The 24,906-nt window shown below is 64.7% G+C and carries 23 protein-coding genes and 1 pseudogene; 8 read left to right on the top strand and 16 right to left on the bottom strand.

What is annotated here, in order from left to right; genetic code table 11:
* Nucleotides 1-182: 182 nt before the first annotated feature.
* Nucleotides 183-1,253, top strand: a complete 1,071-nt coding sequence (locus tag PMI42_RS22920) for a glycosyltransferase family 4 protein (RefSeq protein ID WP_008138440.1) — start codon at nt 183-185, stop codon at nt 1,251-1,253.
* A gap of 178 nt (nt 1,254-1,431) precedes the next feature.
* Here the strand turns inward: PMI42_RS22920 and PMI42_RS22915 are convergent, their stop codons facing one another.
* From PMI42_RS22915 to PMI42_RS22895, 6 genes and pseudogenes are all read right to left on the bottom strand, one after another.
* A complete protein-coding gene (locus tag PMI42_RS22915; protein ID WP_008138438.1) occupies nt 1,432-3,366 on the bottom strand; it encodes an alkyl/aryl-sulfatase in 1,935 nt (644 codons plus the stop codon).
* A 70-nt stretch (nt 3,367-3,436) separates the two neighbouring features.
* Nucleotides 3,437-4,597: a GGDEF domain-containing protein gene (locus PMI42_RS22910; RefSeq protein ID WP_008138437.1), complete on the bottom strand. Its 1,161-nt coding sequence runs from the start codon at nt 4,595-4,597 to the stop codon at nt 3,437-3,439.
* Between the two features lie 118 nt (nt 4,598-4,715).
* Entirely contained in the window at nt 4,716-5,996 is a 1,281-nt protein-coding gene (locus PMI42_RS40720) for a TRAP transporter large permease (RefSeq protein WP_035966399.1), read from the bottom strand.
* Between the two features lie 216 nt (nt 5,997-6,212).
* A pseudogene (locus tag PMI42_RS40715) lies at nt 6,213-6,692 on the bottom strand (TRAP transporter small permease); the annotation flags it as partial.
* A 153-nt stretch (nt 6,693-6,845) separates the two neighbouring features.
* On the bottom strand, nt 6,846-7,847 hold the full coding sequence (locus tag PMI42_RS22900) for a DctP family TRAP transporter solute-binding subunit (protein WP_008138434.1): 1,002 nt from the start codon (nt 7,845-7,847) through the stop codon (nt 6,846-6,848).
* Between the two features lie 200 nt (nt 7,848-8,047).
* Nucleotides 8,048-8,818: a methyltransferase domain-containing protein gene (locus PMI42_RS22895; RefSeq protein WP_008138432.1), complete on the bottom strand. Its 771-nt coding sequence runs from the start codon at nt 8,816-8,818 to the stop codon at nt 8,048-8,050.
* A 144-nt stretch (nt 8,819-8,962) separates the two neighbouring features.
* Here PMI42_RS22895 and PMI42_RS22890 point away from each other — a divergent pair, with 144 nt between their 5' ends.
* Both PMI42_RS22890 and PMI42_RS40780 read left to right on the top strand, forming a co-directional pair.
* Nucleotides 8,963-9,706 carry an SDR family NAD(P)-dependent oxidoreductase gene (locus tag PMI42_RS22890; RefSeq protein ID WP_008138431.1) on the top strand — a complete coding sequence of 248 codons (744 nt, stop codon included), beginning with the start codon at nt 8,963-8,965 and terminating at the stop codon, nt 9,704-9,706.
* Between the two features lie 71 nt (nt 9,707-9,777).
* Entirely contained in the window at nt 9,778-10,116 is a 339-nt protein-coding gene (locus PMI42_RS40780) for a DUF6984 family protein (RefSeq protein WP_502692697.1), read from the top strand.
* Between the two features lie 75 nt (nt 10,117-10,191).
* Here the strand turns inward: PMI42_RS40780 and PMI42_RS38070 are convergent, their stop codons facing one another.
* Nucleotides 10,192-10,545 (bottom strand): UBP-type zinc finger domain-containing protein, encoded by a 354-nt coding sequence (locus PMI42_RS38070; protein ID WP_081502939.1) that lies wholly within the window; start codon nt 10,543-10,545, stop codon nt 10,192-10,194.
* Between the two features lie 483 nt (nt 10,546-11,028).
* On the opposite strand from PMI42_RS38070, the gene PMI42_RS39355 reads away from it, so the two are divergent.
* A complete protein-coding gene (locus PMI42_RS39355; RefSeq protein WP_157195815.1) occupies nt 11,029-11,448 on the top strand; it encodes a hypothetical protein in 420 nt (139 codons plus the stop codon).
* The gene (locus tag PMI42_RS22870) at nt 11,445-12,125 is read left to right on the top strand and encodes an ATP-dependent Clp protease proteolytic subunit (protein WP_008138425.1); all 681 of its coding nucleotides are present in this window, start codon (nt 11,445-11,447) and stop codon (nt 12,123-12,125) included. Before PMI42_RS39355 ends, PMI42_RS22870 begins: the two co-directional genes overlap by 4 nt.
* Here PMI42_RS22870 and PMI42_RS39725 read toward each other — a convergent pair.
* Nucleotides 12,122-12,361: a hypothetical protein gene (locus PMI42_RS39725; RefSeq protein ID WP_035966389.1), complete on the bottom strand. Its 240-nt coding sequence runs from the start codon at nt 12,359-12,361 to the stop codon at nt 12,122-12,124. The genes PMI42_RS22870 and PMI42_RS39725 overlap by 4 nt on opposite strands.
* Before the next feature lie 274 nt (nt 12,362-12,635).
* Nucleotides 12,636-13,697, bottom strand: a complete 1,062-nt coding sequence (locus tag PMI42_RS22860; protein WP_193376345.1) for an isocitrate/isopropylmalate dehydrogenase family protein — start codon at nt 13,695-13,697, stop codon at nt 12,636-12,638.
* Nucleotides 13,698-13,868: 171 nt separating this feature from the next.
* Here PMI42_RS22860 and PMI42_RS22855 point away from each other — a divergent pair, with 171 nt between their 5' ends.
* The gene (locus PMI42_RS22855) at nt 13,869-15,257 is read left to right on the top strand and encodes an MFS transporter (RefSeq protein ID WP_008138421.1); all 1,389 of its coding nucleotides are present in this window, start codon (nt 13,869-13,871) and stop codon (nt 15,255-15,257) included.
* A 4-nt stretch (nt 15,258-15,261) separates the two neighbouring features.
* Here PMI42_RS22855 and PMI42_RS22850 read toward each other — a convergent pair whose 3' ends face one another.
* From PMI42_RS22850 to PMI42_RS22820, 7 genes are all read right to left on the bottom strand, one after another.
* Nucleotides 15,262-16,881, bottom strand: coding sequence for a B12-binding domain-containing radical SAM protein (locus tag PMI42_RS22850; RefSeq protein ID WP_008138419.1), 1,620 nt, complete (start codon nt 16,879-16,881; stop codon nt 15,262-15,264).
* 180 nt (nt 16,882-17,061) lie between these two features.
* Nucleotides 17,062-17,901, bottom strand: a complete 840-nt coding sequence (locus PMI42_RS22845) for an HEXXH motif domain-containing protein (protein WP_008138417.1) — start codon at nt 17,899-17,901, stop codon at nt 17,062-17,064.
* A 22-nt stretch (nt 17,902-17,923) separates the two neighbouring features.
* Nucleotides 17,924-19,264, bottom strand: a complete 1,341-nt coding sequence (locus PMI42_RS22840) for a class I SAM-dependent methyltransferase (protein ID WP_008138415.1) — start codon at nt 19,262-19,264, stop codon at nt 17,924-17,926.
* 74 nt (nt 19,265-19,338) lie between these two features.
* The gene (locus PMI42_RS22835) at nt 19,339-20,499 is read right to left on the bottom strand and encodes a radical SAM protein (RefSeq protein WP_008138414.1); all 1,161 of its coding nucleotides are present in this window, start codon (nt 20,497-20,499) and stop codon (nt 19,339-19,341) included.
* Complete coding sequence (locus PMI42_RS22830) at nt 20,496-22,442, bottom strand: RiPP maturation radical SAM C-methyltransferase (RefSeq protein WP_008138413.1); 1,947 nt, start codon at nt 22,440-22,442, stop codon at nt 20,496-20,498. Before PMI42_RS22830 ends, PMI42_RS22835 begins: the two co-directional genes overlap by 4 nt.
* Entirely contained in the window at nt 22,439-23,497 is a 1,059-nt protein-coding gene (locus PMI42_RS22825) for a radical SAM/SPASM domain-containing protein (RefSeq protein WP_008138411.1), read from the bottom strand. Before PMI42_RS22825 ends, PMI42_RS22830 begins: the two co-directional genes overlap by 4 nt.
* A 70-nt stretch (nt 23,498-23,567) precedes the next feature.
* Nucleotides 23,568-23,822 carry a hypothetical protein gene (locus tag PMI42_RS22820; protein WP_008138408.1) on the bottom strand — a complete coding sequence of 85 codons (255 nt, stop codon included), beginning with the start codon at nt 23,820-23,822 and terminating at the stop codon, nt 23,568-23,570.
* A 270-nt stretch (nt 23,823-24,092) separates the two neighbouring features.
* Between PMI42_RS22820 and PMI42_RS22815 the strand changes: the two genes are divergently transcribed.
* Both PMI42_RS22815 and PMI42_RS22810 read left to right on the top strand, forming a co-directional pair.
* A complete protein-coding gene (locus tag PMI42_RS22815) occupies nt 24,093-24,542 on the top strand; it encodes a (2Fe-2S)-binding protein (RefSeq protein ID WP_008138406.1) in 450 nt (149 codons plus the stop codon).
* 11 nt (nt 24,543-24,553) lie between these two features.
* The coding region (locus PMI42_RS22810; protein WP_008138404.1) for a molybdopterin cofactor-binding domain-containing protein at nt 24,554-24,906 on the top strand (353 nt) is incomplete at its 3' end.

Here is a 24,906-nt window from a genome sequence, read left to right as displayed (position 1 = left end):
ATGCGGATGCGGGCGATCTGAGTTGAGGTGATGGCAGCATCGCGACCACGCTGAAGTGTGTCGAAGAAGTAACGTTCATTGAAGGAACTTCGCAATTGCGAGAACGTTCCCTCGACTGGCATGCCGGTGCCGTGACACGGCGGGGGTTTTTGACTTCATGATCGCACAGAGGAGAAGGTGAGATGCGCATTGCGCAGGTAGCTCCGTTGACGGAGGCTGTTCCACCCAAGCTGTATGGCGGCACCGAGCGGGTGGTGCACTGGTTGACGGAAGAGTTGGTGGCCCTGGGACACGACGTGACATTGTTCGCCAGCGGCGATTCACAGACGTCGGCCAAACTGGACGCGACCTGGCCGCGGGCGCTTCGCCTCGACGGTTCCGTGCGCGATCCCAACGCGTTGCATATGGTGATGCTGGAGCGCGTACGGCAGAAATGTGACGACGAGGAGTTCGACTTTCTCCACTTCCATCTCGACTACTATCCGTGGTCGCTGTTCTACCGGCAGCCGACACCGTTCCTGACCACGCTGCACGGCCGGCTCGACCTGCCGGAGCATCAGCCCGTCTTCAACACCTTCTCCAAGATGCCGGTGATCTCGATCTCGAATGCGCAGCGGCGGCCGGTGCCGCAGGCGAACTGGGTGGGGACGATCCATCACGGCCTGCCGGAGAATTTGCTGACCCCGAAGGCGGTGAAGCAGGACTATCTCGCCGTGCTCGGCCGCATCGCGCCCGAGAAGGGCGTCGACCGCGCCATCAAGATCGCGACCCAATGCGGCATCCCGCTCAAGATCGCGGCCAAGGTCGATCGCGCCGACCAGGATTATTACGACGAGCTGATCAAGCCGATGATCGTGAACAATCCGCTGGTCGAGTATATCGGCGAGATCAGCGATCACGAGAAGTCCGATTTCCTCAGCGGTGCGCTCGGCCTGTTGCTGCCGATCGACTGGCCGGAGCCGTTCGGCCTCGTGATGATCGAGGCCATGGCCTGCGGAACGCCGGTCGTCGCCTTCAACCGCGGCTCGGTGCCTGAGATCATCGACGAGGGCCTCACCGGCTTCGTGGTCGAGGACGTCATCAGTGCAGCCGGCGTCGTCAAGCGCTTGCCGCAACTGGACCGCGCCGCGATCCGCAAGCAATTCGAGACGCGCTTCACGGCGCGGCGAATGGCGCTGGACTATCTCGCCGCCTACCGCAGCCTGACCGAAGCGCAGGCGCCGCGGATCAAGCTGGTGAGCAGCGCGGAGTAGCGGGATCGCCCCGCCACTCTCGTGTCCCGGACGCGCTGCAACGCCACTTGGCGTTGCAGCGCAGAGCCGGGACCCACGCGGCAGGGTATGCTCTCGGAGACATGGGCCCGGCTCTGCAGCGCACCGCTGAAGAAGCGCTGCGCTGCGTCCGGGGCAAGAGACGGTTACGACGAGTGACCTACACCACCATCACCCGCTTCGGCTCGACGATCTCGAACATCCGCGGGAATTCGTCCATCAGCCCCATCAGCTCGGCAAGCCTCATCGGATTGCCCGACAGTTTGACCTTGCCCGCAGCAACCGCTTCCGGGAAGCTCGTCAGCTTCGCGATGACCTCGTCGAGCGTCGCGCGCGCCAGCGTGAAGCTGGCATCGGCGCCCTCCGCCTGCACGCCCTCGGTGTAGGTCAGCGCGCAGTTCTCCAGGTTGAGCACGAACGTCTCGCCGGTATCCGAGAAATTCCAGTTCAGCACGATGCGCTTGCCTTCCGCCTTCGGCCCGTTGAGGCGGATGCCGAGCACGTCCCAGAGCTGTGAAGTGCGCAGTGCCGCCAGCGTCTCGCGCGGCATTGGCGGGCGCGGCGGTGTCTTCGGCATGCCCTGGCGCAATTCCTGGGCGCCGAACAGATAGGCGTTGCGCCAGGTCGAGCTCTCGGCGGCATAGCCGAGCTGCTCCAGCGTATCCGCCAGCAGACCGCGTGCCGCCGCGTTATCGGGCTCGGCGAAGACGAGATGGCCGAGCGCCTGCGCGACGAAGCGGAATTCACCTTTGTCGAAGTCGTTGCGCGCCCGCGTCAGGATCGCGTCGGCGCCGCCCATATACTCGACATATTTCTTGCCGGACTCGACCGGCGGCAGCGGATCGAGATTGACCGGATTGGCGTCGTACCAGCCGAGATATTTCTGGTAGATCGCCTTCACATTGTGCCGGATATGGCCGTAGTAACCGCGGCCGTGCCAGGCGCCCTCCAGGCTCTTCGGCAACTGGATCGTTTCGGCGATTTCCGTCGCGGTCAGGCCATGGTTCATCAGGCGGATGGTCTGGTCATGCGCGAATTTGTAGAGATCGCGCTGCTGCCGGATCATGGTGCCGATGCGCTCGGCTCCCCACACCGGCCAGTGATGCTGGCCGCACATCGCCTCCGCCTTGCCGTCCCAGAGCTGCAAGGCCTCGCCCAGATATTTCGACCAGGCCAGCGCATCGCGCACGTCGGCGCCGCGGAACGGCAGCAGATTGTGGAAATTGTGCGTGCAGTTTTCCGCAAGATTCAGCAGCTTGTAGCGCGGGATGAAGAAATGCATCTCGGCCGGCGCCTCGCTGTTTGGCGCCATCTGGAATTCGAATTCAACGCCGTCGATGACGCGCCGGTCGCCGGTTGCCATGATCAGATCGGTCGGCCGCAGCAACGCAACGCCGCCGGCCGCCATCGACTTGCCGAGCCCGTTGTCGACCTGCCCGCGCACGCCTTTCGCAAGGAATGGGCCAAACTGGTATTGCGCCCGGCGCAGCATCGCCGGTCCCGCGATGATGTTCTCGGACACCGCGTGCTCCATGAACAGGTTCGGCGCGATGATGGGCACGCGACCGGTCGCCAGCGCGCCCTCCTCCAGCACGCCGCGCGCACCGCCCCAATGGTCGGTATGGGTGTGCGTGAAGATCACGGCGGCGACCGGCTTCTGGCCGCGATGCCTAAAATAGAGATCGAGCGCGGCCCGCGCGCCCTCGATCGAGGTCAGCGTGTCCACGACGATGACGCCGCTGTCGCCCTCGATCAACGTCATGTTGGCGATGTCGAGCCCGCGCACCTGGTAGACGCCGGGCACCACCTCGAACAGGCCATGATGCATGTTGAGCCGCGCCTGCCGCCACAGGCTTGGATTGACGGTCGGGGGAGCCTGCTCGGCAGAGAGGAAGCCGTAAGGCTTCAGGCTCCAGACCGTTCGCCCCTGCGGGTTGGCGATCTCCGCATTCTCGATCGTGCCGAGAAAGCCGCGCGCGGCATCGTCGAAATCCCGCGTGTCGGAAAACGGCAGCGCGTTCAGCATGGCCGTTTGCTGCGCGATGACGGATGGCGTTGCGTCCTTGGGCGCGTCGGCTGCTTCGGTGCTGTTCATGAAGGCTCCTCCCCGGCTCGTCTTCTGGGAAGGCATCTAACCGCATCCGGCGTGCGGTTCCAACCGCTGCCTAAGCGGCCAGCCCTTCGGACACAATCTGGCCCGATGCGGCGGTCTTGTCCGCCATCCGCAAGTCCCGCGCCAGCACATAGCCGCCGCGTTCCTGCTTGGCCCGGTACAGCGCCCGATCCGAGCGCGACAGCAGCGCCTCCGTGGTGCGGCCGTCGTCCGGCGCGACGGCGACGCCGATGCTGACGCCGACCTCGATCACCTGCCCGTCGATATCATAGGGCGCGCTGATCGACTGCACGATGCGTTGGGCCATCGCCTCCGCACCATCAGCCGCGCACTGCACCAGCACGAACTCGTCGCCGCCCATGCGGACCACGAGGTCATCAGGCGCGGCCAGCACCTTGAGCCTGCCGGCGACCTGCTTGAGCAGCGCGTCGCCGACGGGGTGGCCGAACCGGTCGTTGGCTTCCTTGAAACGGTCGAGATCGAGCGTATGGACGGCAACCGTCCCGGCCGCCAGCATGGCGGGCAAGTCCGTCGCCAGCACCGAACGATTGGACATTCCGGTCATCGGGTCGATGCGCGACAGCTGCTCGAACTGCCGCTTCAGCGTGATCTGGTTGATCGAGGCGTTGAAGCTCAGCCGCACCATCTCGAAGCTCGCGACCACATACATCAGGATGAGGAGCCCGAGCCCGACATGGCGGAGATCGGGCTGCATGAAGGTCACGATCGCGGCCGGCGCGGCGATCGCGACGAGATCGAGCAGCGCCGCGACGGGCCGCAGCGCCAGCCGCGCCACCACGCCGGCGCCAAAGCCGAATCCGATGCCGATCGCCATCACGGAGCAGAGCGCATCACCCAGCACGATGCTGCGCGCGGCGAACACGCCGAGCACGGAGGCCGTCGCGATGGTGCCGGCGATGTAACGCCGCTCCCAGCGCGCCGCCTCGGCCCGGCCGAGCTGCGGTGACTGCGCGAGGCGCCGGCGGAACGCGACGATTTCGAACAGGCGGACGATCGCCACCACGACGCCGGCGACCGTCAGGGCCGCCGTCACCATGTCGCCGGTCTCGTAGGTCGTGATGGCGCCGACCATCACCAGACAAGCGGCGGCGAGAATGTTGGGCATCGTCGTGCCGTGCAGGCCCGCGATCACTTCCAGATAGACGGCGTCCGAGATCGACGCCCGTCCGGTTTCCATTCTGTCGAAGAACATGCCAGCTCCATCCGCTGGCATGGTCCTACCTCACATCCGTAAAAATGCGTGCATCGCACCACGCGGGCATTTGAGCGCGCGTCTTTACCGCGCGTTAGCCATGCGTGCGCCTTCCCCGCTACATCCCCAGCAGCCGCGGCAGAAACAGCGACAGGCCCGGCCAATAGGTCACCACCACGAGGAATCCCAGCATCGTCAGCAGCCACGGCCACACCGCGACCGTGAGCTCGGTGATGCCCATCTTCGCGATACCTGAGGCGACGTAGAGATTGAGGCCGACAGGCGGATGGCAGAGGCCGACCTCCATGTTGACCGTCATCAGGATGCCGAAATGGATCGGGTCGATGCCGAGCTTGACCGCGACCGGAAACAGGATCGGCGCCATGATCAGGATGATCGAGGACGGCTCCATCACGTTGCCCGCCAGCAGCAGCAGCAGATTGACCACAAGCAGGAAGCCGATCCAGCCGAGCCCCTGGTCGATCATCCACTGCGCCAGCTGTTGGGGCACGTTCTCGTAGGTCATCAGGAACGAGAACAGCACCGCGTTGGTGATGATGTAGAGCAGCATCGCCGAGAGGTTGGCCGATGACAGCAGCACCCGCGGCACGTCGCGCAGCTTGAGATCCTTGTAGATGAACACGGCGACGATGAAGGCATAGACCGCGCTGACCGCGGCAGCCTCCGTCGGCGTGAACAGGCCACTATAGATACCGCCGATCACGATCACGATCAGCAGGATTCCCCAGATCGACTTCCGGAACGCGTCGATGCGTTCCATGAACGTCGCCTTTGGCATCCGCGGGTAGTCATTCTGCCAGGCGCGGTAGAACGTCGTCAGCCCGAGCAGGAATGCCAGCATGAGTCCCGGCACGATCCCGGCGATGAAGAGCTTGCCCACCGAGGTATTGGTGGAGACGGCGTAAAGAACCATCGGAATCGACGGCGGAATCAGAATGCCGAGCGAGCCCGACGTCGTGATGACGCCCGCGCCGAACCGCTTCGGGAATCCCTGCGCGACCATGGCGGGCAGGATCACCGAGCCGATCGCCACCACGGTCGCCGGCGACGAGCCGGAAATCGCGGCAAACAGCGCGCAGGCCACCACGCCCGACAGGGCAAGACCGCCATACCAATGACCGACCAGCGCGGTCGCGAAAGTGATCATCCGGCGCGCCACGCCGCCATGGGTGAGGAAGTTGCCGGCGAGGATGAAGAACGGGATCGCCATGATCTCGAAGCTCTCGATGCCGGTGAACAGCTTCAGCGCCACTGATTCAGTTCGCACGTCGGTCAGCGTGAACATGAAGCTGAGCACCGTGAGACCAAGCGCGATCGAGATCGGCATGCCGGTCAGCATCAGCGACAGCAGAAGGGCGAAGACGATGAGCACCCGCAGGCCTTGCGGCAGCGTGATGAGATGAGCCGAATGAGCGAAGCAGATCGCGACGATCAGGACCGGCAGCAGCATCAGGATCCAGCCGAGCGGACTGCGTTCGTCGCGAACGACCTGGCTGCGCGTGACCGGCGCCGGATGCACCGGATCCGGCTCGATGCCCTCGACGCCGGCCATGTCGTGATGCGGCAATTCGCCGGTGCGGTAGAACGACCAGGCGACCTGCAGGAAGCGGAAGCACATCAGGCCGGAGCCGAGCGGGATGGTGAGGTACACCATCCACATCGGCGCTTCCAGGTCGTTGGACTGCTGGCCGGTCTGCCACATCTGGCCGACGAAGGCGGCGCCGAAATAGCACACGATGGCCGTAAACAGCGCGCCGCAGAGCAGGCCGAAGGTGATCACGCGCCGGCGCGATCCGCCCGGCAGGACATTGACCAGCACGTCGACGCCGACATGGATGCCGGTGCGCACGCCGTAGGCGGCGCCGAACTTCGCCATCCAGATGAACATGTAGATGCAGAGCTCTTGCGCCCAGGACAGGTCGAGCGCGGCAAGCCAGACGAACGCCGCGCGCGAAGGCACGGCGAGGAAGCTCAGATTGCGAGCCTCCGCCCATTTTGCGATGTCGATCGAGAGTCCTGCCCCATAGCGATGCAGCACGGCGACGAAGATGAGCGACGTCGCGGCCGCGATCATCGTCGCGATCAGCCACTCCTCGAGATGATCGAGAAAACGATTCAGCACACGCAGCAACTTGATTCCCCCAGCATCGGCTCATCATTCAAGAGCGAAACGGCCGGGAGTGGGATCACCCCCGACCGTTCATGGTTGTCCTTTGAGACGCGGCCGTCAGTTCATCTTGACGTCGAGTTCCTTGGCGACCAGATCGAGCACCTCCTGCCCGACCCGGCCCTTTGCCCATTTATACGTCGGCTGCATCGCTTCCTGCCATGCCTTGCGGTCGGCATCGCTCAGATAATGCAGCGTGGTCTTGCCCGTCTTCTTGATCTCGGCCAGCGCGTCCTCGTTCTCCTGGCGTGCGATCGAATTGGTATAGTCGGTTGCGTCGTTCATCGCCTTCTCGAGCTGGGCGCGGATGTCGGGCGGCAGGCCGTTCCAGAATTTCGAGTTGACGATCACGGCATATTGCAGATGCGCGTGATAGGACACGGTGATGTCCTTCTGCACCTCGTAGAACTTCTGCGTCAAATAGTTGGACGCCGTGTTCTCGCAGCCGTCGACCACGCCGGTCTGCAGCGCCTGGTAGACTTCCGAGAACGCCATGATCTGCGGGATCGAACCCATCAGGCGGAAATACTGGTCGGCGATCTTCGATCCGGAGATACGGACCTTGAGTCCCTGGAGGTCGGAGGGCTTCATCAGGGGACGGTTGGCAGAGAGCATGTGGAAACCGTTGTCCCAATAGGCCAGCCCGGAAACGCCTTTGGCCTCGAGCTTCTGGAACAGCCACTTGCCGACCGTGCCCTTCATCGCGTTGGAATAGGTCAGATCGTCCTTGAACAGCCAGGGGAGGTCGAGCGCCTCGAACTCCTTGATGCCGAGCGGTGCGAACTTCGCGGTGGACGGCGCGAGCATCTGCACCGAGCCGAGCTGGAGCGCCTCGATCTCCTCCTTGTCCTTGTAGAGCGTGGAGTTCGGATAGACCTCGACCTTGACCTTGCCGTCGGTGTATTTCTCAGCCAGTTCCTTGAACTTCAGCGCGCCCTTCCCCTTCGGGGTGTCGTTGGCGACGACATGGCTGAACTTGATGACGATCGGGCTCTGTGCCTGGACAACGGCTGGGGCGAGAGCAAGCGCGGCCGCAGCGACCGCGAGCAGCAGTTTTCGCATGAAGGACCTCCCCAACAACCTCGGAATACCGGGTCTTTTTTGTTTTACGCTTTCAGTAGTGGCAGCAAACCACCACCCGAACAACTAGACCTAAGCCCAATTTGCCGCAGCCAAGCTATCTTGACGGCTGTTGGGGGCGCAACCCGGCACCCGCTCTCCTCCCCGGCAGCGAGCGCTTATGTCGCATTGCGATAATCGCGTCAGCCCTTGCGCTGGGCGACCATGAACAGACGCCGGAACGGGAACAGCGTCTGCCCCGCCGTAGTCTTCGGGTAGGCTTTTGCGACCCGCATGCCATAGGCCGCCTCGAAAGCGGCCTTCTCGTCGCCCTGTAAAATGTCGAGATAGCGCGTCAGCCAGGTCCCCTTGGTCCATTCCTTCACGGGGTTCTCGCCGTCGAGCACCTGCAGATACTCGGTCTCCCAGATGTCGATGTTCTGCGAGAGCGGTGCCAGTAGATCGTGATAGAAAGCCGGCCCCTCGACCGGCGGCGGCGTGACGAGGTGCTCGACCTTGGCCCGCCACGGACCGTCGAGCGCGGTCTCGCCGATCAGCACGTGCGACGGGGCCAGGAAGTTGCGCGGCATCTGCACCGCGAGCATGCCGCCGGGCCTGACCTTCTCCATCACCGACGGAAACAGTGCCGCATGATTGGGCAGCCAGTGCAGTGCGGCATTGGAATAGACGACGTCGTACTGCTTTGCGGGACGCCATTGGCCGAGGTCTTGGTGCGACCATTCCACGTCGGGAGCCGCTTTGCGGCCGGCGGCAACCATCTCGGCCGAGCCCTCGACGCCGGTCACCGCCGCATCCGGCCAGCGCTCCTTGATCAGTTTCGTCACGTTGCCGGCCCCTGCCCCGAGATCGGCGATCTCGCGCGGGGCGACATCCGGAATCCGCATCAACAGGTCGATGGCGGGCCGGAGCCGGTGGCCGGAGAATTTGAGGTATTGCTGCGGATCCCAGACCATCGGTTCAGCCTTTTCTTTTTCGTATTTCCTTCAACCTTGCTCTTGGTTACCACTGCTCGTCCCGCTCAGGCAATTCAAGCCGGGCGGGACAGGGCAGGAAACGAGCACCAATCATCAAAAGCCGAAACAAGAAAGCGTGTGACCATGGACCTCGGGCTCAAATCGAAAACCGCTGTCGTGACGGGCGCCAGCATCGGCATCGGCCGCGCCATCGCCAAGGGCCTTGCGGCCGAAGGCGTGCGCGTCGTCGGCGTGGCGCGCCGGACTGATCTGCTCGCCGAGCTGGTGCAGGAAGTCGGCTCCGGATTGATCACGCCGCTCGAGCAGGACGTGATGGCCAAGGACGCAGCGGAGAAGATCGCGGCTTTCGCATTGAAGGAGCTCGGCCATGTCGACATCCTCATCAACAATGCCGGCGGCAGCCGTCCCCTTCCCGTCGATGCACCCGACAGCAAATGGGACGAAGCCTTCGCGCTGAATTTCACCAGCTACCGCCGCATCGCGCACGCGCTGCTGCCGCAGATGATCGAACGCAAATGGGGCCGCATCGTCAACATCACCGGCAAGTCCGAGCCGGAAGGCCTCAACGCCGCCTTCGCCGCCAAAGCCGCCGTGCACGCCTGGGCCAAGGGCCTGTCGCGCGAGATCGGCGAGCACGGCATCACCATCAATTGCATCCCGCCCGGCCGCATCATGAGCGAGCAGATCCGCCGCAACTATCCGCCCGATTATCGCGAGCGGTTTGCGGAGGAGGAAATCCCGGTCGGCTATTGGGGCGAGCCGGAAGACCTTGCAGCACTCGCGGTGTTCCTGGCCTCACCGGTGGCGCGGTACATCACGGGGACGGTGATCCCGGTGGACGGGGGGCTGCGGAGGTATCAGTTCTAGGGCGGCATCGCGAGCCCAGCTTGATAGCCTGTGCACTTTGATAGCCTGTGCACTTAATTGCGTGGAACGAGATGCCCCGCCCACTTACCGCCAAAGAGCGTGATTTGGTTGCCTTTATCCTGGGTCAGCATTCACCTTCGCAAGGCCATTTTGACCTCGTGGAGGAAATGAACGATGGCGGGATGGGGAGCCTTCGCTTTGTCGGTAGGGCCGACCGGCGTTTCGGCAGATGTATTGGCGAAGCTGAATTTGACGATGCCGATGGAGTGCCAGTTTCGGTCGCGCTGAACGCCGATCAGCACGGAGAGCTGTTTGAGCTCGATCTTTGGAAAGTCGACTTTTCGCCACTACAAAGGATCGCAGCCCTCGGTGAACTCCGATCCCCTAACGCTGGTCGCCACAGCCCGTAGGATAGGTAGAGCGCAGCGAATCCCATCGACAGCAGCCGAGGTGAAACATGATCGGTTTCACAAGTGGTCTACCGCCTATTCATGGAGCAGAGCTTGCCAGTCCGGAGGGACCGCTCCGTCCGGTCCCGGCACCGGCTGATCCAGCGGATGCGCGAGCGGGCCTGGAAGCTTCGGGCCGGCGAAAGCCTCTCCGGTGCGATAGTCGTAGAACCACCGTTCGCCCGGCTCGAAGCTCGTGATGACAGGGTGACCTGTCGCTGCATTGTGCTGCGATGCGTGCTGATTGGGTGAAGCATCACAGCAGCCGATGTGACCGCACTCGACACATCTGCGAAGATGAAACCACCACCCGCCCGCCGCCGAACATTCCACGCAGCCCGTTCCGCTTGGCTTGGCGGCGAGGTTGATGCCATCCCTCTCAGACGTCATAGGTCAGCTCACTGGAACGGCTCTGGGTCATCGCAGATGCATGTGCGCGGCGGCCTCGCCCCCATCTCCGCCACGGTGGCACTTTGCCAGTTCTGTCGGACAGGTCAACGTCGCGGCACTCCGCAGAACGGGTCGAGCGCAGCGAAACCCATCGATAGTCCAACGTGACGCGCGATGGGTTTCGCAAGTGCTCGACCCATCCAGCGAGATCGCAGGGTCGAGCCCATCCGACGGGCCAGAACCCGGTCAACGCCCGCAAAGCCCAGATCCACACAATTCACGCCTCCGATTTAAATGAATCTTTTAATTTTCGCCCTTAGGTAGCGGCTGGTCTGGATGTTTCGGAGCGATCCCCATGGCGTTCGGCAAGCGTCAATCCGGAAACGGCGCCGCGGCTCAGGCATTCAATGCCGACATGGCCGCCGCAACGGTCGGTAATCAAGTCGGGACCGGGAGCGCCGCGGCGACAGGCAGCCCGATCCGTTGGCTGATTGCGCTGCTGGCTTGCGGTGCCATGCTCTATGGACTCGTCGCTACGGCCCGGACATTCTGCGCGACCATCGCCTTTCCGGCACCTGGCAACCCGCCTATGACCTGCGCGTCACCGAAGGGAAGTGCGAGCGAACCAACTTCGTGATCACTTTCTGCAGCTCCAAGATCATATCGGTTGCCCGGCCCGATCAGGCGCCCGTCACCCACAAATTCATGATGCTGTTCAGCGGCGGTGGCGGGGAAGTCCTGGTGCCGGCGCGTTCGACCACCGATCGCACCGCGGTCTCGATTCTCTACGCCGCCGAAGCGAAGCTCTGGAATCGCACGATATCGTTTGTCTCCGTGGCGGGACTGATGGCCCTGTTTACCTTCGGCTCGCTGCTCCTGTTCTGGCGATCGCTCAATTCATGAGTCGACTCGCAACTCTCCTGGGGGTCGGCGGCATCCTGCTCCTGTGGGGCATTTGCCAGATGCCGTCCGGCTCCAAGGAGGCGGCATCGCGACAGACGCTGTCCATCAACGAACAGCCGGGCCGCATCCTGCTCGGCTGGAGCGGACCCGTTCAGGAGCCGATGAGCGAGCGTGTCGCCGCGGCCCTCGATCGCTTCAAATCCGATCCGCGATCCCTCGTGCTAATCCTCAACTCGCCCGGCGGCTCGATCGAGCATGGGCGCAAGGTGGTCGCCGTGATTCGCGCGCGCAGCCGGGCGATCGACACGTTCGTCCAGAAGGCCGGCGTCTGCGCCTCCATGTGCGTTCCGATCTTTCTGGCTGGCTCCCGGCGCATGGCCGATCCCGACGCCTATTTCATGTTTCATGAGGCGAGCCTGACCAGCAGCGCCAGGGACAACATGAAGAGGCCGGAGCTCGGCGAAGCGGAAAAAGTTCTCGTCTCGCAGACCCTGAAGACCGTCGAAGCGCGCGCGACCGACGACCTGTTTCGCAACGACATCGGCATCCGCGGCGTCAACGGGGTCTGGCTTGCCAGCATGCGAAAGAAAATCCCGGGCCGCGACATCTGGATGAGCGCGCAACAGCTCGTCGATGAGGGCTCCGGAATCGTCGACAATCTCGTCCCCGCACCTTAGGTCCTCTGGCCGAGTTGGCCGGGGGACCCCTGAAGGCGTTCGTCGCGAATATTGCGCGCGCCGAGCAAAGCTCGCGTCGCGTTCAGATAAAATTGCTGGCGATCGCGAGACGAAAGCGAGCTGGCCCGGCTGCACAACGACACCATGGCATGGACTATCCGTATTTCGGCCTTGGCCAGTTCGCGCCGTTGCAGAAGCTCGGCCTCCCGACCGGAGATCTCGAAACGATCGGCCATGAGAATGCGATACGTCTCGTGCCCCGGCTACAGGCCTGGAAGATCATCCTGAAAAATGGGGCGGGCTTACAGCCTGCGTCTGGGGCTTGCTCCCGGTCGCGGCCACGATGACATCATGCCAGTGTTTTGCCCGACGGGTCAACTTTGCGGCGTCTGCGAATGCCGCCGCGACGCGGTCCGAAAACCCCTTATCGATCAAGAGGCCTTCTACTGTGCATGGGGTTGTTTTCGACGTTTTGGGTCCGGGCCCCCAAAAAAATTTGCGGGAGGCCGCTCACTCCGCCTGCAAGATCTCCGCGATCGCGGCCCCCGCCGCGATGGTACCGAGCCTGCCGCCGACATCGCGCGTCGCCCTGCCCTCCCCGATCGCCTTCGCCACTGCCGCTTCGATCGCACGTGCGGCTTCCTCGTAACGCACCGCGCCATTCTTCTCGCCATGCCAGGCCAGCAGCAGGGCGGTGGACAGGATCAGCGAGACCGGATTGGCGACGTCCTGCCCCGCGATATCAGGCGCCGAGCCATGTGCGGCCTGCGCCATGGCGTAGCGGTCGCCGACATTGAGCGAGCCGCCGAGGCCGAGGCTGCCGGAGAGCTCTGCGGTGAGATCGGACAGGATGTCGCCGAACATGTTGGTGGCGACGATGACGTCGAAGCGGTCGGGGCTGCGCACCACATGCGCCATCATGGCGTCGACCAGGATGTCGTCGACCGCGAGACCGGGATAGCCCTTCGCCGCCGCGCGGCAGATGTCGAGGAACATGCCGTCGCCGATCCTAAGCACGTTGGCCTTGTGCACGATGGTGAGGTGCTTGCGCCGCTTCATCGCCAGACGACAGGCGGCGTGCGCGATGCGCTCGCAGCACGCCCGCGTGATCCGTCGCAGCGAGATCACGACATCTGACGTGACCAGCATCTCGCCATTGCCCTGCTCCATGTTGCGGTCGGCGTAAAACCCCTCGGTGTTCTCGCGCACCACGACGAGGTCGAAATCGCCGAGCCGGCCGGGCCGCCCGGCATAGGTGCGCGCAGGCCGGACATTGGCATAGAGGTCGAGGCTCTTGCGGAAGTGCCTGGACGGGTTGATCTCGCCATGCGCCTCGTCCTTGAAGTCGAAGGTCGCGGTCGGGCCCAGGATCAGGCCGTCGGCGGCGCGGACGATGTCGAGCAGTTCGGAGCGCACGGTGGTGCCTGATAGCTTCAGGCTGGCATGCCCGACCGCGTGCTCCTCCAGGCGCAGATTGAGCTGGAAGCGCTCGGAGGCCGCGCGCAGCACGCCCGATGTCGCGGTCGTGATCTCCGGTCCGATACCGTCACCGGGCAGAACGACGAGTTGCATGGTGATCCCCCACGATTGCAGCAGCGGCGCGATCATACGCCAGCCGCCGGCCGCTTCGCCTGACCTTCGCGCATACACAGCATGCAAGCATATGCCTGTGGAAGCAGGCTTGGCCGTAGTACATGCCGAAAGTCCCCTATGGCCACGCCGCCGGAGCAACGCGCTGACGCAATGACAATCACGTTACCTGCCGCCGCGCGCGAGCCCGACCATCCCGTTGCCGACGGACTTCCGGCCACGCAGCGGCGCTGGGCCATCGCCGCGATCTTCACCGCACTGGCGATGGCTTCGCTCGACACCGCGATCGCCAACATCGCGCTGCCCGCGATTGCCGCCGACCTGCATGTCACGCCGGAGCAGTCGGTCTGGGTGGTCAATGTCTACCAGATCGCGCTGGTGGCGACGCTGCTGCCGCTCGGCGCGCTCGGCGAGATCGTCGGGCACCAGCGGATCTATCTCGGCGGCCTGATCCTGTTCACCATCGCCTCGCTGTTCTGCGCGGTGGCGTGGTCGCTGGACAGTCTGCTGGTCGCGCGCACCCTACAAGGCCTCGGCGCCAGCGGCATCATGAGCGTCAACACGGCGCTGGTGCGCTTCGTCTATCCCGGACGGATGCTCGGCCGCGGTTTTGGTCACAACGCGCTTGTGGTCGCGACCGCCTTCACCTTCGGGCCGTCGATCGCTTCCGCCATCCTCGCGCTCGGCCCGTGGCCGTGGCTGTTCGCCGTCAACATCCCGTTCGGCCTCATCGCGATCGGCATCGGCTTTGCGATGCTGCCGAAGACGCCGCGCGCCGATCACGGCTTCGACTTTCTCGGCGCGGCCCTGGCGTCGGCCTGCCTCGGCCTGTTCATCACCGGCATCGGCAGCGCCGCGCACAATCTGTCGCCAATTGTCGTCGGCATCGAGCTGGTCTCGGCCATCGCGTTCGGTTTCATCCTGACGCGTCGCCATGCCGAACATCCCGCGCCGATGCTGCCGATCGACCTGTTCGCCCGGCCGATGTTCGCGCTGTCGGCAGTGACGGCGCTCTGCTCGTTCGCCGTGCAGGGCCTCGCCTTCGTCTCGCTGCCGTTCTATTTCGAGGACGTGCTGGGACGCTCGCAGGTCGAGACCGGCTTCTTCATGACGCCGTGGCCGCTGGTGGTCGGCATCATGGCGCCGATCGCGGGACGCCTGTCCGACCGCTATGCCGTGGGCCTGCTCGGCGGCATCGGGCTGGTGCTGCTCGGCCTCGGCATGGCGCTGCTGGCGATGCTGCCGGCCAATCCGGCCATTCCCGACATCATCTGGCGGATGGTGATCTGCGGCATGGGGTTCGGCTTCTTCCAGGCGCCGAACATGAAAGCGGTGATGTCCAGCGCACCGCCCCACCGCAGCGGCAGCGCCTCCGGCATCGTCGCGACCGCGCGGCTAACGGGACAGACGACCGGCGCAGCACTCGCGGCGGCCTGCTTTGCGCTGGCCGGTCATGAGGGGGCGACCGTTGCGCTGGCGCTCGGCGCAGGCTTTGCCGCGCTCGGCAGCGTGATGAGCTTCTTGCGGCTGGCGGTGAAGTAAGCTCTCAGGCCAGGTGACGCGCTGCTGTCCTGTCGATCGTCGCCGGCGGGATGACGATCTCGTCATCGAGCGCCGCGAGCCGGACGTCGATGGCGTCGATGACCTTGCGCGAGAACGGGCCGAGATGCGCATAGGCCGCGATCATCTGCACCGCGATCCGCGCCGATGAGGTGTCGCGCTTGGCGCAGTTCATGAAGGTCTGCCAGAGCGGCCCGCGCGCCTCGGGAATGGCGGTGACCACGCGGTGCACCGTCTCCATCGCGCCGACCTTGGCGCGGATGTCGCCTTCGGCGAGCTCGTGGCGCTGCTTCGATCGATCCAGCAGCGTCATCAACTTGTCGACACGGCCCGCATAGGCCGCCGGGCTGTAGACGCGCTCGAGCACCGTCTTGTAGTCCGTCAGAATATCGCGCAGCGGCCGCACCGGATCGAAATTGATACCGCCTGTGCACTGATCGCCGCCCGTGGTCGACGCCAGATCGTGGTCCGCATGCAGCCGGCCTTCCTTGGCGAGGCGCCGCGTCAGCTGCGTGTTCGGCAACGCATAGAGCAGGCCGACCATGGCGACGGGGATCGCGGCCTCCTCGATGAAGTCGATCATCGCCTCCGCCATCGAGACCTTCTCGTTGTCGAAGCCGACGATGAAGCCGGCGGTGACGAGCATGCCGGCGGCATAGATCTTGTGGATGCTCTCGGCGATGTTGCGCCGCGTGTTCTGCTTCTTCCGCATCGCGACCAGCGTCGCGGGATCCGGGCTCTCGATGCCGACGAAGATGCCGAAGAAATTTGCGGCGCCCATCAGGTCGAGCAACTCGGGATCGTCGGCGAGATTGACCGAGGCCTCGGTGGACAATTCGAAGGGATAGCCGTGGGCGCGCTGCCATTCGGCGAGCTGCGGCAGGAACAGCTTGAGCGACTTCTTGTTGCCGATGAAATTGTCGTCGACGAAGTCGAGATGGCCGCGGTAACCCATCTGGTACAGCCTGTCGAGCTCGACCAGCATCTGCTCATTCGTCTTGGTCCGCGGCACGCGTCCGTAAAGCTCGATGATGTCGCAGAACTCGCAGGTGAACGGGCAGCCGCGCGAATACTGCACACCGAGATAGAGATAGTCCTCGAACTTGAGGAGATCGAAACGCGGCACCGGCGTCCTGGTGACGTCGGCCTGGAACTTCGGCGCGGTGAAGACGCCGGACCGTGCGCCGCCCTCCCAGGCCGCGATGAACTCATCGATGACGCTTTCGGCTTCGCCGAGCACCCGGAAATCGGCCCGCTCATAGATGTGCGGGCTGGAGGTGGGATCGGGACCGCCGACCACCACCGGCTTGCCCGCCGCGCGGCACAGCTCGATCAGGCGCAACGTGTCCGCCTGCTGCGGCAGCATGCCGCCGGTGAAGACGACGTCGGCCCAGGCGAGATCCTCGTCACCGAAAGCCTGCGTGTTGCAGTCGATCAGCCGGATCGTCCAGTCCTTCGGCAGCATCGCGGCGACGGTGATCAGCCCCAACGGCGCAGCCGGACGCCGGACACCCATCAGCTTGCAGGATTCGCCAAAGCTCCAGAACGACTCCGCGGTGAAGAGCGGATAGAGCATCAGCACGTTGCAGGGGGTCGCCACGCTCATGGAACTCCTTTTGCTTCGGGCGCAGTGTAGCAAAGCGTTTCAGTCTTGCACCCCGGCAAAAAGGACAAACTGTCGCCGCAACGCAATGGTGACCGGGCCTGGAACCGGCATTGATGGGCAGACGTCGCCCCAAGCCGGGGATTGGCGCATGGAACCCGGCCGGCGGCGAAAGCGAGCCAGTCAGGCGCGCTCGGTCGCCAGCAGCTTCCGGCTGGCGGCCAGGACGTCGCTGCACCAGGCGAAGAAGGCGCCGAGAAACTCCCGGCCCGCCGCATCGGTGCGGGCGTGCTGCCGCAAGGTCTCGAACCCCTTCTCCATCCGCGAGGCGTTGCGCGCGAGCAGTGCGCGGATGTCACTGCGAACCTGCGGGTCTTCTTCCTGCTCGAGCATGTGAAGGTCGAGCTGGGTGACGTGGATGAAGGAATATTGCGCGTGCAGCACCGCCGTCATCGGACGCGGACGGTCGACCACGATCGGGCTCGGATAGAGCTCGCTTTGGGGATTGCTGATGATGCGGATCGCATCCTCGTTGGCGACGCCGAACGCGCGAAGCTTGTGATGGGCCATCTCATGCACGATCGCCTGCGCTGCCGCGAGCGGGCAGTTCACCGTAAGGCCAATGACGCCGAAGCGCGCATCGACCGAATGGCTGGCCGAGCCGAGACGGCCGGGCCCTTCGGTCGGCTGCTCGGTGTCGTGATAGCACTGGATGGTGTTCAATATCTCCGGCCACTGCTTGGCAGCGATCGGCCAGCGACGGACGTAGCGCAGTGCCTCTTCCAGCGCCGGGAGAGCTTGCGCATCGGGAACGAACCGTGGCGCGGGAAGCAGCGGGTCCTCAGTGCGCAGGGCAACCCTGCCCTCTGCAACGGCCGGCGCGCCGTTCACCGGGGGACGCTGCGGCGGCAGCGGCCGCCAGGGCGTCGGCTCGGTTTCGATCAGGCCGAGGGCAACGGCCGTGTCGTAGCCGTCGGCCTGCGGTCGTGCTGTCCGCTCCCAGTCAATCGACATCGCATTCATGGCGCGTTCCCCCTCGAACAGGTCAGTGCAGGCGATCCATCGCAGCGATGGCCGCTGAGACTCGAGCTGCGCGTCCAGGCAGCAGGGCGAGCCCCATCGTTGCAGCATACGTATCCATGTCTTTGAACCGGCGCAGCGAGCGATCGGTGCCGATCACGATCACCGACTTTGCGATCACGCGGATGGCGGCCAGCGCTTCGTGACTGCCAAGCCGCTCCGGATCGACGAAAGCCAGATCGACGCCTTCGGGCACGAGGCGCGCCAGCGTCGCAAGCGCTTCGAGGCTGGCCCCGCCGAGCACCGGCAAGGACGCACCGAGGCGCTGGCGCGCGAGCCCGGCGAGCGCCGCATCTTCCTCGAGGCCATACAATTTCAGCTTGGGCCGCGTCTGCGCGATCAGCTCCAGCAACAGTCCATCGCCACATCCGACATGCACGGCCGATGCGGCGCGGCGCAGCGCAGCGGTCTGCTCCCAGACGATCGCGCTGAAGCGCGAGCGCATGGCGAATGGACTTGCGAAACCGGCGGCCTCAAATCCGGTGCCGAGTTCGACGAGGATTTCAGTGCCGCCCACGAGCTCGACCGATGCGGCCTTCCGTTTCACGGGACGTGGCGCCGCCAAGGTGTGACGAAGCCGCCGATGCGGCGACGCGCCCTCGTCGGACAACCAGGTGCAGCGGAAGGCAGCCGTCGTGATCTCGGCGATGCCGTTGACCAGCGATGCCTCGGTCGCCCAACCCGCGATCTCTTCGAGCCACACTATCTCGTCGATGAATCCCAGCTCGCGACCGAGATCGAGGAACGCGCGCGAACAATCACGCGTGGCAGAGCAGTGCACCGAACACGGCGCGTGCCGCACCGGCCCCACGCCCAGAACCGCGAGCGCGAAATGGGCAGGCATCGCCGCCCTATCGTCGCGCGCGAGCAGGTTGGCCAGCGGATCGCATCCGCCGCCACGAAGATGGCCCGCCCAGGACTTTGCGCAACACGCGGGATAGCCGGACCGCATCGCCGTCTGCTCCAAATCATCCGCCGCCGGTTCGGCGATTGATACATCGTACGGCGCAGGGCCGATCAGGAACGCATAGTCGAGCAGCCGCTTCGGCTCGTCGATCGATGCCTCGATCGGCCAGTCGGCGGCATAGCCGAGCGACGCCTTGACAGGTTTCGCTTCGAGGCCGATTGCGCGCACTCTCTCCGTCAAGGCTTCGATATCATCATAGCCGGTCCACACCAGCGTCGCCGGAATACGCCCTTGGCGCACCATCTCCAGCTCGACCGCGAGTGCCACTTCGCCGAGACGTTCAAATCGCGGCTGCCAGAGCGCGCGCGCCTGCGGGCCGCTGAAGCTGATGCGCTGCATAGCCGCCTTGGCGAGAGCTGGCTCGCGCGGTGCAGCCGCCAGCGGAGGACGAGGCCATGTCAACCAGGCCGACGTCATGGCGCTTCCGCCTGCTGAAGCAGCGAATGCAAGGTCGGGTTATCGCCGATCGACCAGGCCGCGATCATCTTCGCTTCGAGATCGGAGCGTTGCTGCGACCGGCTGATCGCGGTCTCCCCATTCGCCTGAAGCTCGGTCTCGATGTCCTCGAACAGGCCGAACCACACCGGGCAATCGATCGAGCGCATCCGCCAGTCGCCGCCGATCGCGGTGCCCGGACAATTGCCCTTGCAGGCCAGGAAGAACCGGCAGCCCTGGCAGCCGCCATCGGCCTGCGGCGTCCGGTAGAGCGAGAGCTGGCGGTCGAAGGCCTCGCGGCCGGCGCGCAGATGGGTGACGCCATCCTTGTTGGTGCGGCCGCAATTGCCGAGCCGGCCGTCGCTCTCGACGCCCACCACCGCGCGCGTCGCATAGGGATCGCAGGCATGGAAGACGCACGAGGTGCGTGCGTCATCCCCCCTGAGCATTGCCGCCATCTCGGCGAAGATGTCGAACTCGACGGACGGCAGCTCCTGCTCGAGCCGGCGCAGCCGCCTGAGAGCCGCAAGGTTTTCCTGTGCCGTGAGCGGCAGGCCCTCGCCGCCTTCCGTTTCGTCCTGTTCCAGCAGATGCAAGCGCAGCTTGCGGACGCCGAGGCTGCCGAGAAACCCGATCCATTCGCACAGCACGCCCAGCCGATCCGGCGCGGCGTTCATCCGGTTGAGCGTCACGATCACGTTGGGCGGCATGCCCTCGCGGCACAGCGTCTCGATCACCGCCTCGATCCGCGCGGTCGCACGCCGCGTTGCCGGCAAACTGCCGGCCCAGCGGGCATCGTTGAGCGGCCCCGGGCCGTCGATCGAGATGCCGATGCGGACGCGATATTTCCTGAACAGCTCGAGGTCGCGTTCCTCGATCAGCGTGCCGTTGGTCTGCATGCCGACGCCGCCATGGCGGTCGAAGCCGAGCTGCATCAGGCGTTCGAGATCGGGCCGGCGAGTCAGCATGATCTCGCCGCCGAACAGGCTGAACGGCTCGGCCAATCTGTCCAGCGTTGCCATGATCGCATCGAGGTCGTAGCGCGTCGGCACGTTGCCGGCGGTGCGGATGCCCTCCTGATAGCAGTAGCGGCACTTGATGTTGCACTTGTCGCCGAGCGGACGAACTTCGACGGTCATGGCTGCACCCGTTCCAGGCCAGCCGGCTCATCGCGGGCATCCGTCGAGACCGCATGAGCTGCCGCGTGCTCGCGCGGCAGGACGAAGCCGAGCGGAAATTCGGCGCGGGCGTCGGCGTCAAAAATCTCCCGGCCTGCCTCGGTGACCAGCGAGAGCATCCTGCCGTCGATCTCGATCGCGAACCGTCGCCCCAGGATCGCATCCATGGCGGCCTCGACCGCGGCCGTCTCGAAGCGATCGGCAAGCTGTTCAACGGCGTTCGCCCGCGTGCAGGGATTGCGCAGCAGATCGAGCACGGCGATCTCGGCCGGTGTCGGGCAATAGAATGGTTGAAGCGCACAAGCGCGGGTGTCGCTGACGAGGTGCGCGGTCCCCACGGCCGTCATCGTCAACTGAGGCGCAAAGGGCTGGTCGAACCAGCGCCCGCGCCATCTTGCGCTCGCAGCCTTGAGCGACACCAAATCCTGCTCGCGCGCGGCATCGGGCGCATCGCCCTCGAAGAAGTAAGCGAGGTTGGCGAGATCCTCGTCCGGAACGTCGTAGATCGCGCCATAGGCCGGCATCGGCGTGACGTTGTGAAAGCCGATCTCGGCGGCGCGTTCGAAATTGGGGCTGAAGCGATCGAGGCGAATGCGGCCGCAGCCGACCGGCGGCTGAAGATGTTCGAGCAGCGGGACCATTTTGGCAACCGCGTCGTAGGCCTCGCGCGGCTCGCCCGGAAATCCATACAGGATCGACCAGACCAGCCCGACGCCGAGCTCGCGGCAATTGCGCAGCAGACGCAGGTTGAGCAAGGCACTCACGCCCTTGCGCATCAGATGCAGCACCGGGTCCGACAGGCTCTCGATGCCGGGCTGCAGCCAGACCGTCCCCGCAAGCGCCAGCTTCTCGAGCTGCGTCTCGTCCATGTTGGCCTTGATCTCGTAGAAGAAGCGAAAGCCGTGCGCCGGGCGTTCGGCGAGCTTTCCGAGCACGCCGTCGATGTGGGTCATGCCCAGGATGTTGTCGGTCGCCGCGAACCGGCCGATCCCGAATTCAGCATGCAGCGCCTCGATCTCGCGGAGCACGCGCGGCGCGGACTTGGCGCGAAACGCCATGCCCTCCCCGTTCAGGCCGCAGAAGGTGCAGTGATGTTTCTGCCCCCACCAGCACCCCCGCGAGGACTCGAACGGAATCGAAGGACGTACGCGCGACGCTTCGGACAGGTCCGCGAGCTGCACGAAATAATCCGCATAGTCCGGGATCGGCAGCGCATCCATCGCGGTCGGACCGGATGCGCTACCCACGGCAGGCTGGTCGCGGGACAGGCATCCCGGCATGCCGCGAGGCTGCTCGCCGCGCAGGATCGTCTCGACCGCCGGCCCGAACACGGTGTCGGCCTCGCCATTGAAGACATGGTCGATCTGCGAGAAGTTCTTCAGCAGCACCGCGCCCATCGGCCCGTGGCAATTGGCGCCGCCGAAGCAGACGACCACGGACGGATCACGCTCCTTCACCGCGGCCGCGATCGCAAGCGAAGCCACCGTCTGCTCGAACATCGAGGTGAAGCCGATGATTTTGGGGCTGCGTTCGAGCAGCCGGTCGGCTGCTTCCGCGACGAAGGAAGGGATCAAGCTGCGACGGATTTCGTAGAGCTGCGCCAGCCCCTTGCGCTCGATCGCGGCACCGAGCTCGCTGATGTGGCGCTGCACCTGCGGCCGGTCAGGCCGGGCACCCAGGCAATCGCCGAACAGCCAGTCGCCGGCGAGAAGATGGCTCGGCAATTTTTCCGCAAGCTGCTCGTTCAGGTCGAGCCCGATGCGATCGGCAAACATCAAGTTCAGATAGTGCGTCTCGGCGCGAATGCCTTTCTCCCGCAGCAGCGCCTGTAACAGGCCGAGCGCCGCCGAGGGCCGCACCACGGACATCACGGGCGCCGAGCAAAAGAGGACATCGGTGCTCATGGGGCGGCCGCGACGGTTGCAGCCGCGGGCGGTCCGGCCAGCAGGATTTCGCAGGTCTCGATCTGGGGCCGCCGGGCCTCGGCGGCTTCCCGCACCCGCGCCAGCAACTCCGGCGAGCGGAAGATGCGATCACAGGCGGTGCAGATGCCGTCGAAGTCCTCCACGCGCATCGGCACGGGGTCGTCGGCCGTAATGGCAGCGAGGATGGCGACGGGACCTTCAAGCCTGATCCATCTGTAGAGCGGATCGTCCGCGGCTCCGCGCATGGCTGCTTCAATCCCCTCCTCCGCGATGTGCCCGACCTTCAGGGAATCGTAATGGGGCAGCACGCCACAGCACGGCCGGATGCCGCCCTCGTGATCGACGGTGACGGTGTGAAGAACGGACTCACAGGGGCCGCGATAGGCCGACGCATGGTGAAGACGTGCCGCCTGGGTTTCCTCATCCGTGCCATCCGCGCGGCCGGTCGAGTTGGCGACGGTCTCGTAGATGTTGATGCCGGGCTCGTCCTGAAGGCCGAGATCGGCACGCAGGGTGGCGGCGGTGATCTTCGAGTTGGCTTCAACCACCACCGCGATCCGCAGCAACAGGCCGCACTCCCGCGCCGCAGTCACCGCATTGGCGATGAACCTGAGCGGCACGAACTCGGCATGGGGATCATCATAAGACAAGGTCATTTCGGTGAGCCCGGCCGCGTGCAATCGCCGGACAGAAGCCGTCGCGCGCGCGGGCGACTTGGCCCAGAACGCACTCGTGGTAATGCCGGCGCGCAAGCCCAGCGACGCGGCCAGAGCCACGGCATCGGCAACGATATCCGCATGCAGCATAGGATCGCCGCCGACGAAATGGACGATCTCCATCGACGGAATCTGCGCAGCCTGCTGAATGCAGCGATGTACGTCCGCGGCGGACAGATGCCCGCCGTGAAACATGTCAGATGAAAAGCAGCAGTGCGAACATTTGAGCGGGCATTTCAGGGTGACGTTCAAAACAAGATTAGTAGGCGTCACCCTGGCCGCGCGGAAATCAGATAAATATTGTGCGCCGAACGCCATGGCCGACGACCTCATATCCCGGCTGCCCGGCGAACCGGTCAGCCGGCCATCATGATCTGCGGATGCCGGATCAGAGGATGTCGATATGGATCGTGCCGGCCTGGACGCCGCCGGAACGCGAGGCCAGCTTGCTCCGCAGCATCGAAGCCGTCGTGTCGTCGAGCTGTACGCCGACGCTGCTCAGATAGGTGACCGGATCCTTGCTGACGTCGCTGGCAAGGCCGAGCAGATCGGCGTGAGTGGTGAGTCCGGAAGGTGACTTGGCTTTGAGATCGTTACCTGACGCAAGAACTTTTTCGAGATCAATCGTGACGATGCGACCCATGGCGATTCTCCCTTAGGATGGACTAATAATCCATCAAACCAAAGGTTGTACAATACCTAAGGTGAGTCAAATGAATTCGATGCGACCAAAGGCTGCGGACATGCACCGCCATTCACAACGCGCAACACCGCGCGCCCGGCATTCTTCCCCGCGCATGTCTGCCCCCTTTGACGGCGACCCCGCGGACTATTGATTTGAACAGTTCCAGTTTGCCAGACACATTGTGTCACTGAGTCCAATCGGTGGATTGGGCCAATCAGGGGACTTGCGATGGCAAACCTAACAATCAACGGAAAAACACTGACGCTCGACGTCGAGCCGGATACCCCGCTGCTCTGGGCAATCCGCGAGAATGCCGGCCTGACCGGCACCAAATATGGCTGCGGCATTGCACAATGCGGCGCCTGCACGGTTCACATGGACGGCGTCGCCACCCGCTCTTGCGGCGTTTCGGTCGCCGAGGCCGAAGGCAAGAAGATCACCACGATCGAAGGGCTCGCGTCCGGGAACACGCTGCACAAGGTGCAGCAGGCCTGGATCGCGAAGGACGTGCCGCAATGTGGCTATTGCCAGAGCGGCATGATCATGGCGGTGGCGGCGCTGCTCGCCGAGAAGCCGAAGCCGACCGACGCCGATATCGACGAGGCCATCACCAATATCTGCCGCTGCGGCACCTTCCAGCAGGTGCGCGAAGCGATCCACACGATCGCAAGCGCGTAAGGAGCTGCCTCATGAACAAGCACGTCTCTCCCAAGATGAACCGCCGCGCCTTCGTCGTCGGCACCGCCGCGATTGGCGCAGGATTAGCCATCGGCCTCGACCTGCCCTTCGGCGGCCCCGCCGTAGTCCGTGCAGCCGACGGCTCGCCCGAGGTCAACGCCTGGGTCGTGGTCAGGCCGGATGACACCGTCGTCATCCGGATCGCCCGCTCCGAGATGGGCCAGGGCTCGCTCACCGGCCTCGCCCAGCTCGTCGCCGAGGAACTCGAATGCGACTGGTCGAAGGTCACGACCGAATATCCGACGCCCGGCCAGAGCGTCGCCCGCAAGCGCGCCTGGGGCGATTTCTCGACCGGCGGCAGCCG

This window comes from Bradyrhizobium sp. YR681 (assembly GCF_000282615.1).
Taxonomy (GTDB): domain Bacteria; phylum Pseudomonadota; class Alphaproteobacteria; order Rhizobiales; family Xanthobacteraceae; genus Bradyrhizobium.
This window is presented reverse-complemented; position numbering and strand designations above follow the sequence as displayed.

Excerpts from the sequence above, each read along its gene's own strand:
- PMI42_RS38070 (WP_081502939.1), bottom strand. The coding sequence starts at position 10,545 with ATGACGTCTGAGAGGGATGGCATCAACCTCGCCGCCAAGCCAAGCGGA.
- PMI42_RS39725 (WP_035966389.1), bottom strand. The coding sequence starts at position 12,361 with ATGGCCGATCGTTTCGAGATCTCCGGTCGGGAGGCCGAGCTTCTGCAA.
- PMI42_RS22815 (WP_008138406.1), top strand. The coding sequence starts at position 24,093 with ATGGCAAACCTAACAATCAACGGAAAAACACTGACGCTCGACGTCGAG.
- PMI42_RS22855 (WP_008138421.1), top strand. The coding sequence starts at position 13,869 with ATGACAATCACGTTACCTGCCGCCGCGCGCGAGCCCGACCATCCCGTT.
- PMI42_RS22920 (WP_008138440.1), top strand. The coding sequence starts at position 183 with ATGCGCATTGCGCAGGTAGCTCCGTTGACGGAGGCTGTTCCACCCAAG.
- PMI42_RS22850 (WP_008138419.1), bottom strand. The coding sequence starts at position 16,881 with ATGAGCGTGGCGACCCCCTGCAACGTGCTGATGCTCTATCCGCTCTTC.
- PMI42_RS22860 (WP_193376345.1), bottom strand. The coding sequence starts at position 13,697 with ATGCAACTCGTCGTTCTGCCCGGTGACGGTATCGGACCGGAGATCACG.
- PMI42_RS40780 (WP_502692697.1), top strand. The coding sequence starts at position 9,778 with ATGCCCCGCCCACTTACCGCCAAAGAGCGTGATTTGGTTGCCTTTATC.
- PMI42_RS22845 (WP_008138417.1), bottom strand. The coding sequence starts at position 17,901 with ATGAATGCGATGTCGATTGACTGGGAGCGGACAGCACGACCGCAGGCC.
- PMI42_RS22820 (WP_008138408.1), bottom strand. The coding sequence starts at position 23,822 with ATGGGTCGCATCGTCACGATTGATCTCGAAAAAGTTCTTGCGTCAGGT.
- PMI42_RS22830 (WP_008138413.1), bottom strand. The coding sequence starts at position 22,442 with ATGAGCACCGATGTCCTCTTTTGCTCGGCGCCCGTGATGTCCGTGGTG.
- PMI42_RS22915 (WP_008138438.1), bottom strand. The coding sequence starts at position 3,366 with ATGAACAGCACCGAAGCAGCCGACGCGCCCAAGGACGCAACGCCATCC.
- PMI42_RS22870 (WP_008138425.1), top strand. The coding sequence starts at position 11,445 with ATGAGTCGACTCGCAACTCTCCTGGGGGTCGGCGGCATCCTGCTCCTG.
- PMI42_RS22900 (WP_008138434.1), bottom strand. The coding sequence starts at position 7,847 with ATGCGAAAACTGCTGCTCGCGGTCGCTGCGGCCGCGCTTGCTCTCGCC.
- PMI42_RS22890 (WP_008138431.1), top strand. The coding sequence starts at position 8,963 with ATGGACCTCGGGCTCAAATCGAAAACCGCTGTCGTGACGGGCGCCAGC.
- PMI42_RS22825 (WP_008138411.1), bottom strand. The coding sequence starts at position 23,497 with ATGGCGTTCGGCGCACAATATTTATCTGATTTCCGCGCGGCCAGGGTG.
- PMI42_RS22840 (WP_008138415.1), bottom strand. The coding sequence starts at position 19,264 with ATGCAGCGCATCAGCTTCAGCGGCCCGCAGGCGCGCGCGCTCTGGCAG.
- PMI42_RS22910 (WP_008138437.1), bottom strand. The coding sequence starts at position 4,597 with ATGTTCTTCGACAGAATGGAAACCGGACGGGCGTCGATCTCGGACGCC.
- PMI42_RS22835 (WP_008138414.1), bottom strand. The coding sequence starts at position 20,499 with ATGACCGTCGAAGTTCGTCCGCTCGGCGACAAGTGCAACATCAAGTGC.
- PMI42_RS22895 (WP_008138432.1), bottom strand. The coding sequence starts at position 8,818 with ATGGTCTGGGATCCGCAGCAATACCTCAAATTCTCCGGCCACCGGCTC.